The 18,132-nt window shown below is 40.5% G+C and carries 12 protein-coding genes, 2 pseudogenes and 1 other annotated feature; of the genes and pseudogenes, 2 read left to right on the forward strand and 12 right to left on the reverse strand.

The genetic code is table 11. From position 1 onward, the window contains the following. Positions 1-207 precede the first annotated feature (207 nt). The 4 genes from lonB to CDZ88_RS11440 form a co-directional block, all read right to left on the reverse strand. Positions 208-1,878 (reverse strand): ATP-dependent protease LonB, encoded by a 1,671-nt coding sequence (gene lonB / locus CDZ88_RS11425; protein WP_100373667.1) that lies wholly within the window; start codon positions 1,876-1,878, stop codon positions 208-210. 164 nt (positions 1,879-2,042) lie between these two features. Next, positions 2,043-3,317: an ATP-dependent protease ATP-binding subunit ClpX gene (clpX, locus tag CDZ88_RS11430; RefSeq protein WP_100373668.1), complete on the reverse strand. Its 1,275-nt coding sequence runs from the start codon at positions 3,315-3,317 to the stop codon at positions 2,043-2,045. A 532-nt stretch (positions 3,318-3,849) separates the two neighbouring features. After that, positions 3,850-5,142, reverse strand: coding sequence for a trigger factor (gene tig, locus CDZ88_RS11435; protein ID WP_100373669.1), 1,293 nt, complete (start codon positions 5,140-5,142; stop codon positions 3,850-3,852). 124 nt (positions 5,143-5,266) lie between these two features. Next, the gene (locus CDZ88_RS11440; RefSeq protein ID WP_100373670.1) at positions 5,267-6,331 is read right to left on the reverse strand and encodes a tetratricopeptide repeat protein; all 1,065 of its coding nucleotides are present in this window, start codon (positions 6,329-6,331) and stop codon (positions 5,267-5,269) included. A 306-nt stretch (positions 6,332-6,637) separates the two neighbouring features. On the opposite strand from CDZ88_RS11440, the pseudogene CDZ88_RS18010 reads away from it, so the two are divergent. Together CDZ88_RS18010 and CDZ88_RS18015 are read left to right on the forward strand one after the other, a co-directional pair. After that, positions 6,638-7,177: pseudogene (locus CDZ88_RS18010) on the forward strand (protoglobin domain-containing protein); the annotation flags it as partial. A 306-nt stretch (positions 7,178-7,483) separates the two neighbouring features. Beyond that, positions 7,484-7,951, forward strand: a pseudogene (locus CDZ88_RS18015) (methyl-accepting chemotaxis protein); the annotation flags it as partial. 40 nt (positions 7,952-7,991) lie between these two features. Here the strand turns inward: CDZ88_RS18015 and leuD are convergent. The 8 genes from leuD to ilvD all read right to left on the reverse strand — a co-directional run bounded on the left by leuD (position 7,992) and on the right by ilvD (position 18,095). Next, on the reverse strand, positions 7,992-8,591 hold the full coding sequence (gene leuD / locus CDZ88_RS11450) for a 3-isopropylmalate dehydratase small subunit (RefSeq protein WP_100373672.1): 600 nt from the start codon (positions 8,589-8,591) through the stop codon (positions 7,992-7,994). Positions 8,592-8,604: 13 nt separating this feature from the next. After that, entirely contained in the window at positions 8,605-10,023 is a 1,419-nt protein-coding gene (gene leuC, locus CDZ88_RS11455; protein ID WP_100373673.1) for a 3-isopropylmalate dehydratase large subunit, read from the reverse strand. A gap of 62 nt (positions 10,024-10,085) precedes the next feature. Beyond that, positions 10,086-11,174: a 3-isopropylmalate dehydrogenase gene (gene leuB, locus CDZ88_RS11460; protein WP_100373674.1), complete on the reverse strand. Its 1,089-nt coding sequence runs from the start codon at positions 11,172-11,174 to the stop codon at positions 10,086-10,088. A 15-nt stretch (positions 11,175-11,189) separates the two neighbouring features. After that, on the reverse strand, positions 11,190-12,737 hold the full coding sequence (locus CDZ88_RS11465) for a 2-isopropylmalate synthase (RefSeq protein WP_100373675.1): 1,548 nt from the start codon (positions 12,735-12,737) through the stop codon (positions 11,190-11,192). Further along, on the reverse strand, positions 12,724-13,752 hold the full coding sequence (gene ilvC / locus CDZ88_RS11470) for a ketol-acid reductoisomerase (RefSeq protein ID WP_100373676.1): 1,029 nt from the start codon (positions 13,750-13,752) through the stop codon (positions 12,724-12,726). The genes CDZ88_RS11465 and ilvC overlap by 14 nt, the downstream gene beginning before the upstream one ends. Positions 13,753-13,799: 47 nt before the next feature. Then, positions 13,800-14,321 (reverse strand): acetolactate synthase small subunit, encoded by a 522-nt coding sequence (gene ilvN, locus CDZ88_RS11475; protein ID WP_100373677.1) that lies wholly within the window; start codon positions 14,319-14,321, stop codon positions 13,800-13,802. After that, a complete protein-coding gene (ilvB, locus tag CDZ88_RS11480) occupies positions 14,318-16,021 on the reverse strand; it encodes an acetolactate synthase large subunit (RefSeq protein WP_100374675.1) in 1,704 nt (567 codons plus the stop codon). The genes ilvN and ilvB overlap by 4 nt, the downstream gene beginning before the upstream one ends. Positions 16,022-16,168: 147 nt before the next feature. After that, positions 16,169-16,425 (reverse strand) — a binding site (T-box leader). A gap of 2 nt (positions 16,426-16,427) precedes the next feature. Further along, on the reverse strand, positions 16,428-18,095 hold the full coding sequence (gene ilvD, locus CDZ88_RS11485; protein ID WP_100373678.1) for a dihydroxy-acid dehydratase: 1,668 nt from the start codon (positions 18,093-18,095) through the stop codon (positions 16,428-16,430). Positions 18,096-18,132: the final 37 nt, after the last annotated feature.

The following is an 18,132-nucleotide window of genomic DNA, read 5'->3' on the forward strand; positions in this document are numbered from 1 at the left end:
AATCTCATACGCAAGCAGTACGAGCAGCAACATTTTCCACTGAAAGATCGCTCTTAAAATATGCGTATTTTTGACTATTATGAAGAAAAGAAGTTTGACCTTTCATTAATTTTATCGTATCCCCTATTCTTTGTCTAACCATAAACAAAGAATAGAAAGAAATATAAGGCTCCACGACCTTGTTTATCTGCAATTGAGCACATAATGTTACACAGGACTAATTGTTGATTCTATACTCGCACTTGCCGGAATAACCTCTTCTTCTTGATTAAGTCCTTCAATTGCTAGGTCTAGAACTTCATCTAGATGTGAAACCGCAATAATTTCAATTCCGTCAATTTCTTGTAAAATGGCTTGTTCATTTTCTTTTGGAATAATCACCTGTGTGGCTCCTGATAACTTTGCCGCCTCTACTTTTGCAACAACCCCACCAATGGGTTTAACGGAACCATGAATGCCTAATTCTCCTGTCATTGCAATGGTGTTTTTTACTTTTAGTCCTTGAATCGCCGAGAAAATTCCCGTCGCGATAGCAACCCCTGCAGATGGACCATCCACTGGACCCCCACCTGGAAAGTTCACATGAATATCAAAGTCATTTGTCGGTATCCCCATACGTCTGAGAACAGTTACGACATTTTCAACCGATCCTTTTGCCATACTTTTTCTCCGAATTGACCGCGTTTGGTTCCCCGTGCTTTCTTCCTCTGCTATCCCGGTAATATTCACAGAGCCCTTGCCTGGATTATCAATCACATTCACTTCGATCTCAAGTAACGCGCCCATATTCGGCCCAAAAACGGCTAAACCATTGACTAAACCAACTGCAGGCGCTTGATGGATTTTACGCTCAGGTCGAGGGGTTAATTGACTGGCATGTAAGACCCATTCGACATCACGTAACGTTACTTTTTCTCTTCCTTCTGACGTTGCTATCCCTGAAGCAATCTGAACGATATTGACTGCCTCACGACCATTCGTTGCATATTTTGCAATTTGCTCTATCGCAACGTCTTCGGCATTAAAAGCTAATTTTTTTATTGCTTTTTGGGCAATTAAAATAATTTCTTCAGGTTTTAAAGAACGGAAATACACTTCTAAACACCTAGACCGAATTGCAGGGGGTAATTCTTGTGGCGTTCTTGTTGTCGCTCCAATCATACGAAAATCAGCAGGTAATCCCTTTTGAAAAATTTCATGAATATGCTTAGGAATTTGCTGGTTTTCTTCACTATAATAGGCACTTTCAAGAAAAACTTTCCTATCCTCTAATACTTTTAGTAGTTTATTTAATTGGATCGAATGTAGCTCTCCAATTTCATCAATAAATAATACTCCACCGTGAGCTTTTGTGACAGCACCATGCTTTGGTTGTGGAATACCCGCTTGTCCCATCGCTCCCGCCCCTTGATAAATCGGGTCATGAACTGAACCAATTAACGGGTCAGCAATTCCTCTCTCATCAAACCGAGCTGTCGTTCCATCTAACTCTACAAAGACGGCTTCTTTCGCAAATGGTGATTGAGAATTTTTCTTTGCTTCTTCTAAGACGAGCCTTGCTGCTGCTGTTTTTCCCACACCTGGAGGTCCATAAACAATCACATGTTGTGGGTTTGGACCACATAACGCTGCACGCAAAGAGCGAATTCCTTCTTCTTGGCCGACAATATCATCAAAGTCAACCGGACGGACTTTTTCCGATAATGGCTCGCTTAATTGTATATCTCTCATCTTTTTTAATTGTTCCATTTCTTTTTTTGAATCTCTATCAATAGTTACACGTTGATTTCGTTGCGTTTTAAGTAAATTCCAAAAGTACACCCCAATAATCACGCCGAAAAATAATTGAATGACTAAAGCAATCGCTGTCCAACTCATTCTGTAACCTCCTGATGTCTTTTCTACTGTTTTCTTTAGTATGACCGACAAAAACGACCCTACTCAAAGAAACTTTGTAATTTAAACATACGCTGAATATGGAGAAATGAAGTTGACTAAAAAAAGAACACACTTCTAAATTTGTAGAAGTGTGTTCGATCTCTTTACGCGCTCTCTTTAGGCTCTTCTTTTGTTAAAGTTATCTCCGTACCGTCTTCCGTTTTTAAGATCGGTAAAGCTTGTTCAGTGATACATTTATCATGAATGACACATGAAACGACATCTGAACGTGAAGGTAAGTCGAACATAACATCAAGCATAATCCCTTCAATAATCGAACGAAGTCCACGAGCTCCTGTTTTACGTTCAATCGCTTTTTTAGCAATCTCAACAAGTGCTTCATCTGTAAATTCAAGTTCAACATCATCTAACTGAAGTAACTTTTGATATTGCTTCACCAGAGCATTCTTAGGTTTTGTTAAAATCTCAACTAAAGCATCCGTATCAAGTGGCTCTAGGCTAGAGATAACTGGTAGACGACCAATGAACTCTGGAATTAAACCGAAACGAAGAAGATCCTCAGGTAAAACTTTGCTTAAGTATTCACCAGGGCTCAACTCTTCTTGTTTGACCTCAGAACCAAAACCAATAACCTTCTTACCTAAACGTCGTTTAATAATTTGTTCGATTCCATCAAAGGCCCCACCGCAAATAAACAACACATTCGTTGTATCAATTTGGATGAATTCTTGATGAGGGTGTTTACGGCCACCTTGAGGAGGAACACTTGCTGTCGTTCCTTCTAAGATTTTCAATAAAGCTTGTTGAACCCCTTCACCAGAAACGTCTCTTGTAATCGATGGATTCTCTGATTTACGAGCTACTTTATCGATCTCGTCAATGTAAATAATTCCCTTTTCTGCTTTTTCCACATCATAATCAGCAGCTTGAATCAATTTAAGTAGAATGTTCTCTACATCTTCCCCAACATACCCTGCTTCAGTTAGCGACGTTGCATCGGCAATCGCAAATGGTACGTTTAGAATACGTGCTAATGTTTGAGCTAGTAATGTTTTACCACTACCTGTTGGTCCAATCATTGCAATGTTACTTTTGGCAAGCTCAACTTCCTCTGATCGATTCATCGAGTTAATTCGCTTGTAGTGATTGTAAACAGCCACTGAAAGCGACTTCTTCGCTTGGTCTTGGCCGATAACATAGTCATCAAGAATTTGACGAATTTCTTGTGGCTTAGGTACTTCTTGGAATTCAACTTCTTCTTCTCCACCAAGTTCTTCTTCTACAATTTCTGTACATAATTCAATACACTCATCGCATATATACACACCAGGTCCAGCAACTAGTTTGCGGACTTGATCTTGAGTTTTTCCACAGAAAGAACATTTAAGCTGTCCTTTTTCTTCGTTAAATTTAAACATCAAATCACCCCTCACAAAATATTGTACCATCCAGAGCTGTTTTACCCATTTGCCAAACTCTTTTTGGAGTTTTCTTGCCAACGTCGTAAAAGAATGATCGTTTGCGTATGAATAGTTCGTCAGACTATTGTATCACAGAACAATCAAAATCCGTAAAGATTATGCTCGCTACATATGTATTCAATTCGTTTGCCTAAAAGATAAACAAAAAGCTACTTTACCCTTTTTAATCAATGGTAGGCAGTTTGTTTTATTAAGTTTATGTATGGATTTACTATACATTCAAGATTCACATGAAAAAATCCTTTTTTTCTTTCTTGCATCGTGAATGAAAAGAATCTATTTTTCCTTACGAGCGTTACATACATCTTGTTCATATAAACTTGGAATCATACCTACTTCAACTGTTTTATTAAAGTACAATGCATGTTTCAATAAGGTTTCCATTAGGGTTTAAATGTGTGAAAGACAAGGCACAAAAGATGCGCCTTGTCTTCATAAGACGATCTTCAATTAAATCGCCAAATCATTATTAAGCTTTTTTGCTTTCTTCAACTAGAAGTTCAACCGCTTTTTGGATCTTAAGATCACCTTTAAGACCTTCGATACCACCTTGAGCAGCAAAAATTGTCTTAAGTTCTTCAACAGAACGTTGGTACATTTCAGCCATCTTCTCAAGCTCTGCATCTACATCAGCGTCAGAAATTTCAACGTTTTCTGTAGCCGCAATCGCTTCTAGTGTTAAGTTAATACGTACACGCTTTTCTGCATCTGTCTTGAATTGCTCACGCATCGCTGTTTCGTCTTGACCAGAGAATTGGAAGTACATTTCAAGGTTCATTCCTTGCATTTGTAAGCGTTGCTCGAATTCTTGAAGCATACGATCTGTTTCTGTTGAAACCATCGCTTCAGGAATATCAACTGTTGCATTCTCAGCAGCCTTCTCAACTAAAGTGTCACGAATTTCAGTATCAGCCGCTTGCTCTTTGTCTTTTTGAAGTTTTTCTTTAATTTCTTTCTTTAACTCATCAAGCGTTTCAACATTCTCGTTTGCATCTTTAGCGAACTCATCATCAAGTGCAGGAAGCTCTTTGCGCTTAATTTCATGAATTTTCACTTTGAAAGTAGCCGCTTTTCCAGCTAAATCTTCAGCATGATATTCTTCTGGGAAGTTTACTTCTACGTCTTTCTCATCTCCAGATTTAAGGCCGATTAATTGCTCTTCAAATCCTGGGATGAACTGGTTAGAACCAATTTCAAGTGAGTAGTTTTCAGCTTGTCCGCCTTCAAATGCTTCACCATCAACAAATCCTTCGAAATCCATAACAGCCGTATCGCCATTGTCAATTGCGCCATCTTCAACAACAACTAGTTCAGCTTGACGATTTTGAAGTTGAGTAAGTTCCGCTTCAACATCTTCATCTGTTACTGTTGTGTCTTGTTCTTGTACCTCTAGACCTTTGTACTCACCAAGAGTTACTTCAGGTTTTACGATCACTTTCGCAGTGAAAACAAGGTTGCTGCCTTTTTCCATTGTTTCGACATCAATTTCAGGACGGTCTACTGGCTCAATCTTTGTTTCTTGAATTGCCGCAGCATACGCTTCTGGTAAAAGAATATCTAGAGCTTCTTGATAAAGAGACTCAACACCGTATTGCTTTTCAAATAATGAACGAGGTACTTTCCCTTTACGGAAACCTGGTACATTGACTTTCTTAACTACTTTTTTGAATGCAGCATCAAGTGCAGCATCCACTTTCTCGGCTTCAACATCAATTGTTAAAACGCCTTCGTTTCCTTCTAACTTTTCCCATTTTGTAGTCATTACGTTTTCCCTCCAACTATACACATGTTCGAATATCGAACGTTTTATATGATCATGATTTACAACCACTCTATTATAACATAACACTATCAGTTTTCAAACCAATCTTACATGGTAGCAAGGATCAATTTGAAAACTGAGTATACGCCTCAAATACTTTTTCTTCTAGTAAAGTCACTTCTGTTACTTTTTCTTTCACTAATTCCTCATCACACTGATACAGATCGGCAACTTCATCTAGGTGGCCTTCTCCCCCTATGCGCTCACTAGCTAAATAGTGATATACAGCTGCCCATAATGTCACTGAGTCAGGTTCTGGGATAAATGGATACCAAGCGAATAAATGAAGATATCCGATTTGTTCAGCCATTTGAGCTAAGAGCGGATCAACATGCGCTAGTTGTTGTGAAAGTTCTTCTTTTAATTGAATGGAGAATGGCTGCTCAGTGATTTCGAGTAGTTCTTTAGGAATAATCGTTGTCGTCTGACTTGCTTTCGTAATATGGACTAAATCTTCGCACTGCTTACTATGTAGAATCTCTAAGGCATAACTTCTAAGTAACCAATCGTTTGTCTCGCCTTCTATGTAGTTGATCAAAGGGGCGATGGTATCATCTAGCTCACGTTCTTTTAAATAGGATAAAGCTTGCCATTGTTCTTTAATTGTCCCTTGTTTTAATTGGTTTTCCACCTCTATTAATGGAGACTTCGTTTCATGCTCTGACTCTTCAACAGATTCTTCAATCGTAGCAAGTAACGCTGAGTCATCAATCATCTGCCTGCTAAAATGAAGCAGTTGATAAAAGGATTCTGCTGATTGGGCAGGTAAATTATTTTCACTTAACACCGCTTCAAGGATATCAACGACTTCTTGGTATTCTCCTAACTGAACTAGTAACGAGATATGTACTTGCAAATTATCGTAGTAGTCGCCTATTCCTTCATTTAATAAAGCACTTGTATGTATGACAGCTTCCTTTAATTGACCAAGTTCTATAAGACTTAATACTTTTCCAAATCTTACTTGCGGATGATCGGGCTCATATTGTTCAGCTGTGAGGAAATGGTTGTAGGCACTTGTTGCATCCTTTGCCTTTAGAGCATCCATCCCTTTTTCAATCAGCCTTTTAACAAGTCCAGGGTATGGGATAACATTCGTATCCTTTTTCGTGCCTTTTTTGCCGTCCATGGAATCGCTCCACTCTCTTTGACATGTTGCTTTCTATAGTATACAAAAAAATTATAGTTATTCTTATTAGTTTATCAGCTTGACATCGTATTTACAATTAGAACCGTCCATAACATCCCTTGATTGACGGCACACGCCCAAAAAAATGTAAACGATTTCTTTAATTGGATTAGATATGGGTTTAAAAATGGGCACAATGACGAATTTAGATAAAAAAGTCGCGGTTCGAATGATTTATTCTTTGACAACTCAAACCATTTAGACACATAATAGTTATACAATACTTTTAAAATAATTATACAGAGGATGATCTACTTGTTATTCACTTCTAAAAAAAAGGTTCCTTCATATAACCCAACTTTTAATATACCGACATCCCCGTCACATAGCACTTCAAATAAAGAAATCAATACTCGTTTGCAGTATATGGGGTTCACACAACATAGTTCAGAAAGCCTTCAAGAACTAAAACCATTTATTAATGAACATGCAGATACAATACTTGAAGCCACGTTAGATCATGTGTATTCATTTCCTCAATTAAAACAGATTGCCGATGCTCACTCTACTCGTGAACGATTAAAGCACGTCTTTATGCTGTACTTAGAAACGGTTGTAGAAGGTGATGTGTCAGAAGAGGATATTCGTCAAAAAAAACGTGTCGGAGGTGTACACAATAGCAGTGAACTACCTATTGCTTGGTTCTTAGCTACATACCAAGTTTTTTTACAACTGTTGATCCCACAACTTGTTTCAAATTTCTCGAAAGAACCAGAGAAACTCACTGCTTATTTACTAGCGGTAACAGGCAGATTTAATTACGATTCACAGTTGATTGTCGAAGAATATTTAAATTCAAAAATCAACCAAATCAACACGTATCATGAAGCTAATGCGTCTCTTCAGCATGAACTGCTTGCCATTAGTCAGGAACTAGCTAGTATGATTACTGATACAGACGAGTCAACAACCTCTACCGCCGACCGCGCTAAGCGAATTGGTGCAGACACGGAGAAAACGGTAAAATCGAGTGAGAACTTGCAACATCTCATCTCTCAAAATGTATCTGATGTCAATAGCATGTTTGATACGTTTGAGCTACTAGAAAAGCAAGTAACACAAACGATTCAAGAGGCAGATAAGCTCAAACAAATATCAGATGATATTAACAATATGGTTAAAGAAATTGAATCTGTTTCGGATCAAACAAATTTACTCGCTTTAAATGCTTCGATTGAAGCTGCAAGAGCTGGCGAACACGGCAAAGGATTTTCTGTTGTTGCATCTGAAGTACGTAAGTTAGCAGAGCAATCTAAGGACATGAGTAATTCGATTTCAAAATTAATCACTAGTAGCAACCAGAATATCCAGTCCTTATCTGGTGGAATGAACGCGATGAATGATTCTAGAGCGACCTCACATAAAAATATGACAACCGTGAAGTACGGCCTTGAGACGATAAAAATGGAAATGGAACAATATATTGAGCTATTCAAAAAGAATAAAGAGGACATGGATGAGGTTGTTTCTTCTATTGATTACATCCAAAAAACTACAAATGAAATCTCAAAACTCGGGACAGACCTCACCTCAAAAGCTCATCGCATTAACCAAAATTAAAAGAAGGAGAAAACAGTCGAAACTGTTTTCTCCTTCTTCTTTATAACCCTTGCACTTGAAAAGATTTTTTTTCTTCATACTCTTTAATTTTTTCTTCGTATTGTAGGGTCAAATTGATCTCATCCCATCCATTTAGAAGCATTTGTTTCCAATAAGGATCAATGGAAAATGACGTTTTAAACTGATTCGTTGCAATTACTTGCTTTTCTAAGTCAACGGTCAACTGTACGACCTCGTTTTCACTTTGTTGAAAAAGACGATATACATACGCTTCATCTAATCGAATCGGTAACATCCCATTTTTCAAACAATTGTTATAGAAGATATCCGCGAAGCTGGGTGCAATAATGACACGGAATCCGTAATCATGCAACGCCCACGGTGCATGTTCCCGTGAGGACCCACAGCCAAAATTATGTCCTGCTACTAAGATGGAAGCACCCTTGGTGTGCGGTTGATTCAATTCAAATTGTTCATTTTCTGATCCGTCACTTTGAAAACGCCAATCATAAAATAGAAACTGGCCAAATCCTGTTCGCTCTACACGCTTTAAGAATTGTTTCGGAATAATTTGATCTGTATCAACATTAACACGGTTTATCGCAGCTACCGTCCCTTTATGAACTTGAATCGCATCCATCACAATCCATCCTTTACGTTGTTATTTTTTTCTCTTGGAATGCCCTCACATCGACAAAATGTCCAAATGTAGCGGTTAATGCTGCCATTTGCGGACTGACTAGATGAGTGCGTGAACCTTTTCCTTGTCTGCCTTCAAAATTCCGATTGGAAGTAGAAGCACAACGTTCTCCTGGTGGGACAACATCAGGATTCATACTTAAGCACATGCTACAACCCGAATCTCGCCACTCAAATCCTGCCTCGATAAACAATTGATCCAATCCTTCTTCTTCTGCTTTCTTCTTCACTTTTTGAGAACCTGGGACAACTAACGCACGCACACCCTCTGCTACTTTTCTTCCTTTAATGATAGAAGCTGCCGCTCTCAAATCACTTAACCTCGAATTTGTACAGGAGCCAATGAACACATGCTGAATTTTCACCTCGTTGATTGGTGTCCCTGGTTGTAAATCCATGTATTCTAGAGCTTGTTCAATTCCCCGTCTTTCCGCTTCAGTGTTTGCATCCTCTGGTGATGGGACAACTTTTGAGATGCCAATCCCTTGTGACGGGTTCGTCCCCCATGTCACCATAGGCTCTATATCAGAAGCGTCGATCGTCAACGTCCGGTCATAGGTCGCTCCTTCATCTGTCGCTAGTTCACGCCATACGTTTGTTAATTCAGTAAATGCATCTCCGCTCGGTACATATTGTCGACCTTTTAAGTAATCAAATGTCACTTGATCCGGACTGATTAAGCCAGCTTTCGCTCCTGCTTCTATTGACATATTACAAATAGTCATTCTTTCTTCCATCGTCATGCCTCGAATCGCTTCTCCTGTAAATTCAATGACAGACCCTGTGCCAATGTCGACACCAAATTTTGCAATGATAGCAAGAATCACATCTTTCGCTGACACAGTTTGATCAAGCGTGCCGGTGATTTTGACTTCTAGCGTTTTAGGTCGCGATTGCCAAAGGGACTGAGTCGCTAACACATGCTCAACCTCACTCGTTCCAATTCCGAATGCCAACGCACCAAACGCACCATGTGTCGATGTATGACTATCCCCACAAACTATCGTTTTTCCTGGTTGAGTTAACCCTAGTTCTGGACCAATAACGTGCACAATCCCGTTTTCTGGATGTTCGAGATCTACTACATCAATACCAAACTCATCACAGTTATTTTGCAATGTTTGAATTTGTGTTCGCGCAATTTGATCCGTAATATTATAACGGTCAACCGTAGGAACGTTATGATCCATCGTGGCAAATGTTAAATCTGGTCTTCTCACTTTACGTCCGTTTAGACGTAGGCCCTCGAACGCCTGTGGAGAGGTCACTTCGTGCACCATATGCAAATCGATATACAGTAGGCTTGGTTTCCCCTCTTCTTGCATAATCTCGTGCTGGTCCAGAATCTTCTCGATAATCGTTTTTGGACTCATGTTTTCCCCCTACTCTCATCCATAAGATATAAAGAAGGCAATGGATGAACATCCACTGCACCTCACTTCACACATATATGAGACAACTCTTGAATAATGAAATCTGTCACTTCATTTGTCGTACTTGCTACTTCGCCAGCTTTTTGCAGATCCGCCGTACGAATGCCACGTTCTAGAATTGTTTGAATCGCTTGATCAAGGATTGCCGCCTCTTCTTGTAAACCGAATTCATATTTCAACATCATTGCAACTGACGCAATGGTCGCAAGTGGGTTCGCTTTACCCGTACCTGCAATATCTGGTGCCGATCCATGAATTGGCTCATACAAGCTAGGGCCGATCGTTGAAATACTAGATGAAGGAAGCATTCCAAGTGAACCTGTCAACATCGATGCTTCATCACTTAGAATGTCTCCAAACATATTTTCAGTGACAATGACATCAAAATACGTTGGTTGTCGAATAAGTTGCATAGCTGCGTTATCGACTAGCATGTGTTCATAAGAAACCGTAGGATAGTCTTTTGCTACTTCATCTACTACTTCTCGCCATAGACGACTCGATTCTAGCACGTTCGCTTTATCTACCGAGGTGACTTTTTGACGTCTGACTTCTGCTAATTCAAAACCTTTCCGCACTAAGCGTTCAATTTCTAACCTCGAATAAGTCAACGTATCAACAGCGATCTCTAGATCGTTTTCAAAGCGACGTTCACGAGGCTCTCCAAAATAAATACCGCCTGTTAATTCACGAACGATAACAAAGTCAACGCCGTTAATTCGCTCAGCTTTTAATGGGGAAGCATCAAGTAAACTTTCATAAACAGAGACGGGTCTCAAATTCGCATAGAGTTGTAGCTCTTTGCGCAATTGTAATAATCCTACTTCAGGTCGCATATCAGCAGATAGTTGATCCCATTTCGGACCACCAACGGCTCCTAATAGTATCGCATCGCTACTCCTACATCCTTCGAGTGTTTTCGTTGGTAACGGTGTGTGCCACCGATCAATAGCTACCCCACCGAGATCAAAGTATCGATATGAAAAGTGATGATCAAAAAGCTCAGCAAGATGGTCTAATACTTTAATTGCTGACTCAACGACTTCAGGTCCAATCCCATCACCAGGAAGGACAGCAATTGTTTTATCCAATACGTCCCCTCCTTCTTACGCGTTCACTTGCTTTTTCTGTTCTTCATTAAAAGCTCGGCGACTAATGGTACGATTGATCGCATGAATGTATGCTTTTGCCGATGCCTCTAATACATCATGTGCTGTTCCTCGTCCCGTCGATTCCACACCATCATATTGAATTTTCACATACACTTCAGCTAATGCATCTCGCCCGCCATTGATTGATTGAATTCGATAGTCTTCTAAAACGACTGGTCCATCAATCATGCGTTCTAACGTGTTATAGATCGCCTCCACACTACCCGATCCAGTCGCAGCTTCTTGGATCGTTCCAACAGATGGCACATTTAACGTGATCGTGGCAGTCGGAATATTATTTGTACCGTAATTTACTTGTAGCGCCTCTAATTCATAGTGAGCGACCGCTTCTCCAAGAGTCGCCTCGGTCATGAGCGCAAACAAGTCGTCTTCTGTAATGTCTTTTTTCTTATCTGCTAAATCTTTAAACGCTTTGAATATAGATTGCAGTTGATCTTCCGTTCCATTAAATCCAAGCTCGACAATTTTCTCTTTAAATGCATGACGTCCTGAATGTTTACCAAGTACCATGCGGTTTGATGATACCCCAACAAGCTCAGGTGTAATAATTTCATAGGTTTCTTTATTTTTCAGGACACCATCTTGATGAATACCCGATTCATGGGCAAATGCATTGGCACCTACCACAGCTTTGTTACTCGGTACGACCATCCCTGTTAACTTACTGACAAGCGAACTAGTACGCTTAATTTCCTTTAAGGTCAAACCTGTCTCCGCTTGATAATGGTCTTTGCGAATATTTAGAGCAACCGCAATCTCTTCAAGAGAGGCATTCCCGGCACGTTCACCGATCCCATTGATCGTACACTCCACTTGCCCTGCTCCATTTTGTATCGCCGCTAGAGAATTAGAGACCGCCATCCCTAGATCGTCGTGATTATGGGTCGATAAAATGGCTCGATCAATGTTTGGCACATTCTCCGTTAAATAGCGGAAAATATGTCCAATTTCTTGAGGGGTTGTATATCCAACCGTATCAGGTAAATTAATAACCGTAGCTCCTGCCTCAATGACTGATTCAATAATTTTTGCGAGGAATGGAAGCTCTGATCGACTTGCATCCTCTGCAGACCATTGAACATTGGGAAACTTCGTTTTGGCGTATTTTACTGAATCGACAGCTGTGCGAATGACCTCATCAGGGGTCATTCGGAGTTTGTACGTCATATGAATGGGTGATGTAGCAAGAAAGACGTGAATTCTTGGCTCTGCACTTTCTTTCAACGCTTCCCACGCAGCGTCGATATCCTTTTGAACGGATCTTGCAAGTCCTGTCACCGAACTCCCTTTAACGATTTGTGCTATCGCTTGAACGGACTGGAAGTCACCTTGTGAAGAAGCTGGGAATCCAGCTTCAATCACATCTACCCCGAGTCTTTCAAGTTGTTTTGCAATTTCTAGTTTTTCTTCAAAGTTTAAATTGACGCCAGCCGATTGTTCACCATCACGAAGCGTGGTATCGAAGACGTTAATTTTTCGCACTAGCGACCACTCCTTTGGCTTTCGACTTTGCCTTAACGAATGGCATCATTTCACGAAGTTCACGACCAACCACTTCAATTGGATGGTTTTTCTCTGCTTCATTAATTGCGGTAAATTCAGGACGGTTTGCTTGATTTTCTAAGATCCAACCTTTCGCAAATTTACCTGTTTGAATATCTGTTAACACTTTTTTCATCGCCAATTTCGTATCTTCTGTCACGATTTGAGGTCCTGCTACGAAATCTCCCCATTGAGCCGTATCTGAGATGGAGTAACGCATGCCTTCAAGACCACCTTCATACATTAGGTCAACAATTAATTTCAATTCATGTAGACACTCAAAGTACGCCACTTCTGGCTGATACCCAGCTTCTACTAATGTTTCAAAACCAGCCTTAACGAGTGCTGTCGTTCCTCCACAAAGGACCGCTTGCTCACCGAATAGGTCTGTTTCTGTCTCTTCTTTAAAGGTTGTTTCAAGTACCCCAGCACGCGCAGAACCGATTTGCTTGGCATAAGCAAGAGCGATTTCTTTTGCTTGGCCTGTTGCATCTTGATACACAGCGATTAATCCTGGAACACCCGCTCCATCTTCAAATGTACGTCGTACAAGATGCCCAGGTCCTTTTGGAGCGGCTAAAAATACGTCTACTGTTTCTGGAGGAACAATTTGATTAAAATGAATGTTGAATCCGTGTGCAAAGGCTAATGCTTTACCAGGCGTTAGTTCTGGTTCAATTTCTTCTTTGTATACTTTAGGTTGATGCTCATCTGGAAGTAATACCATGATAAGATCAGCCTGAGCAGCAGCTTCTTTCACTGTATAAACAGCAAATCCATCTTCTTCTGCTTGAGTCCATGATTTCCCTTTTCGTAATCCAATGATGACCTCTACTCCACTTTCACGCATGTTTAATGCATGAGCATGCCCTTGTGAACCATATCCAACTACCGCGACTTTCTTCCCTTGTAATACTGCCTCGTTCACATCTCCGTTATAATATACCTTTGCCATTATTAATCTCTCCCTTAATGTTTGTAAGTTTTTTTTTGTTGTTTTTATTAGTTGATTAATGTTAAACGATAAGAATCTGTGAGTGGCTTTTTATTGCCACGATTGAACGCTGTAATACCCGTTCTTGCTAACTCTTTAATTCCATAAGGTCTTAGCAAATCAATAAAAGCTTCTACTTTAGGTTGATCACCCGTAATTTGGATCGTCATACTTTCACGTCCAACATCTAAAATAGATGCCCGGAAAGGGTTCACCAGTGCTGCAATCTCTCCCCTTTGCATTGGAGTTGCAACAATTTTAATTAAGGCTAGCTCTCTTGCAACAATGGCTTCATCTGTAATATCTTTTACTTTTAACACATCCACCTGTTTGTTTAATTGCTTTATCACTTGTTCCACGTTCTCCATGCGGTCTGCTAATACAACGAAGGTCATTCTTGAAACCGCCGAATTCTCTGTCACTCCAACCGTAATGCTTTCAATGTTGTAATGACGCCTTGCAAACAAGCCTGTAATACGATTAAGAACTCCTGATGAGTTGTTCACTAGCGCTGTAATCGTACGTTTCATGGCTTCACCCCCTCCATTTGATGCTGACCTTTACCAGGTGAAATCATTGGGTACACATTCTCTTCTTTCGCCACTCGACAATCCATTAAAACTGGGCCAGGAAAATCAAACATTTCTTTTAATGATGCTTCGAGGTCAGATAGCTGCTCAACCTTTATCCCTTTCACGTCATAAGCTTCTGCTAGTTTGACAAAATTCGGTTGGATCGGGAATAGTGAGTTAGAATAACGCTCACCATGAAATAGCTGTTGCCATTGTCGGACCATTCCAAGTGCTGCATTATTAACGATCATTACTTTGATCGGTAAGTTTAACTCTTGAAGAATGGAAAGCTCTTGAGCTGTCATTTGAAAGCCAGCATCTCCAACGATGGCAACTACTGGTTTATCTGGCTTCGCAAACTGGGCACCAATCGCTGCAGGAAACCCAAAACCCATCGTTCCTAGCCCACCTGATGTCACCCATTGATTCGGATGATTAAATTTATAAAATTGAGCCGACCACATTTGATGCTGGCCTACATCTGTTGTCACGACGGCTTCTCCATTTGTCACTTGATAAATCATTTCAATTAATTGCTGCGGCTTGATGATTTCCCCGTTTTGTTCGTACCAAAGTGGGTATTCTTTCTTTAAACCTTGCAACCAATCTGTCCATTCATGATGATCTCCGCGGTTACCACTTTCTTCAAGTAACATTTGCAATGCTTGTTTGGCATCCCCAACAACTGGAATGTCTGTCGGAACATTTTTTCCGATTTCAGCGGGATCAATGTCAATATGAACTACCTTGGCATTCGGTGCAAAATAAGTTAAATTCCCAGTCAAACGATCATCAAATCTAGCACCAATGCTAATGAGTAGATCTGATTCGTGAATAGCCATATTAGCGGCATACGTACCATGCATCCCGGCCATTCCAAAATGCAACTCGTCTTCTCCTGGGTACGAACCGAGTCCGAGTAATGTGTTTACAACTGGGATACGTTGTTGGTCGATATATTGAGCCAACTCTTCTGAAGCTTTGGCGTGCAACACACCAGCTCCAGCTAATATAACCGGCTTCTTAGACTCCGTTACCGAATCGACCACTTTTCTAATTTGTAGCTTATTTGGGATAATGGTCGGTTGATAACCCGGTAAATCTACTTCTTTATCATAATTAAACAACCCTGTTGCAAGAGAGACATCTTTAGGTAGGTCGATCAAGACTGGCCCTGGTCTTCCTGTTGTTGCAATATGGAACGCTTCTTTGATAATTCTTGGCAACTCATCAACTGAACGAACTTGATAATTATGTTTTGTAATAGGCATTGTAATACCAATCATATCGGCCTCTTGAAAGGCATCGGTACCGATAACTGTTGTGGCCACCTGACCTGTAATGACGACTAGAGGCAAGGAGTCAATCATCGCATCTGCAATACCAGTGACAACATTTGTAGCCCCCGGTCCAGATGTTACGATACAAACTCCCGGTTTCCCAGATACTCTTGCATAACCTTCTGCTGCATGAATAGCTCCTTGTTCATGCCTTGCAAGAATATGCTTTATATTCGTTTTATAAATTTCATCATACGTTGGTAAGATCGCTCCTCCTGGATAACCAAAAATTACATCGACTTCTTCACAGGCTAGAGCTTTCATTAACATACTAGAACCAGACATTCTTTCTCCTGTTCCTGAAGTTTGCGTCTCCATATTTTGCAACTTAGTGCTCACGTCTCTTCCTCCTCACAAAATTTCTTTGAACATTCAGTCTATTAATTGGATAAAAGACTTCTTGTTGCTCTCGTGGTTGTTTAAACGAAAAAATCTTTCCACCCACAACAAGCCGTTAATAACGACTGAAGGGGTGAAAAGATTTCTTTTCACGGTACCACCCTTGTTCGCTGAATAGAAAACATTCAGCCTCATGGATAAGTTAGACTTATCACGTTTTGATAACGAGTGCTACAAACACTCGACCAACCCTAGTAGAGAAATCCTCGTTCAGGTTGACACTCAGAGGTGAGCTTCTTTACTAGTGCAACGCCGCTTCTCAGCATCACGGCTCTCTGTAGTCGCAAGATCTAATAAATACTTTTCCTCTTCTTCGCTTTGTATATTAGATTTTCATCACTCCGCCTGTATTAGCAGAAGTAACAAGTTTGGCATAACGTGCGAGATAACCTTTCTTTACTTTTGGTTCAGGAGCTACAAATCCTTCTTTTCTGTTAGCATGCTCTTCATCTGTTACAATCCACTCTAGCGAACGATTCGTTAAATCAATTCGAATCTTATCGCCATCTTCAATGAAGGCAATTGGTCCGCCTTCTGCTGCTTCAGGTGAAATATGCCCAATGGAGATCCCTCTAGATGCTCCTGAGAATCGCCCGTCTGTAATCAGCGCAACTTTTGTACCTAAACCTCTACCGACGATCGAAGAGGTTGGCGCAAGCATTTCCGGCATTCCAGGACCTCCTTTTGGACCTTCATAGCGGATGACAACGACATGCCCTGCTTTTACCGTTCCATCGTCGATTCCTTTTTGTGCTTCTTCTTGTGAATTAAAAATAATTGCTTCTCCTTCAAATTCTTTAATCGAAGGGTCTACCGCCCCAACTTTGATCACCGCGCCATCTGGGGCAAGATTACCGTATAGAATGGATAATCCACCGACTGGACTATATGGATTGTCTTGACGACGGATGACTTCATCATTAGTAATCTCGGCTTCTTTTACATTTTCATATAAACTTTTTCCTGTAATGGTTAAACGGTTCGGATGAATAGCCCCATCAATCTCACAAAGCTCCTTCATAATAGCACTTACTCCACCTGCTTGATGAACATCATCCATTGAGTAATCAGATGCCGGGCTAATCTTGCATAAGTACGGCACTCGTTCGGCTACTACATTAATTCGATTTAAATCGTACTCAATTTCGGCTTCGTGTGCGATAGCTAATGTATGAAGAACAGTGTTTGTTGATCCACCCATTGCCATATCAAGTGCAAAGGCATCATCAATAGCTTCTTCTGTAATAATATCTCTAGGCTTGATGTCTTTCTCAATTAAATTCATCAAATGCTTTGCCGCGTCTTTAATGAGGTTGTGACGTTCGTTACTTGTTGCAACCATCGTTCCGTTACCTGGTAGAGCCACTCCTAACATTTCCATTAAGGAATTCATCGAGTTTGCGGTAAACATTCCCGAACAAGATCCACAGGTAGGACAGGCACTTTGCTCGATCTCTAATAGTTCTTCGCGTGACATAGCACCTGAGGTGAAAGCTCCAACACCTTCAAATACTGAAGCTAATGAAAGGCTTTTTCCATCTTTAGTACGTCCGGCTTCCATCGGTCCACCTGATACGAAAACGGATGGGACATTGGTGCGTACAGATGCCATTAACATTCCTGGTGTAATCTTGTCACAGTTCGGAATATAGAAAACTCCATCAAACCAGTGAGCATTAATGACTGTTTCAGCAGCATCGCAAATAATTTCTCGACTAGGGAGAGAGTAACGCATACCAATATGCCCCATTGCAATCCCATCATCTACACCAATTGTGTTAAATTCAAATGGAATTCCTCCCGCGTCACGAATAGCTTGTTTCGCTACTTCAGCGAATTTATTTAAATGCATATGCCCTGGAATAATATCAATATAGGAGTTACAAACCCCGATAAACGGCTTATCCATTTCATCTTCACGTACGCCAGCTGCTCGTAATAAGCTACGATGCGGGGCACGATCAATGCCTTTTTTTATCATGTCACTTCTCATTGTATCTCCCCTAACTTCCCTGCTCTTCTCTTCACTC

Origin of the sequence: Bacillus sp. FJAT-45037, assembly GCF_002797325.1 — a bacterium.
GTDB lineage: Bacteria > Bacillota > Bacilli > Bacillales > Bacillaceae_D > Alkalihalophilus.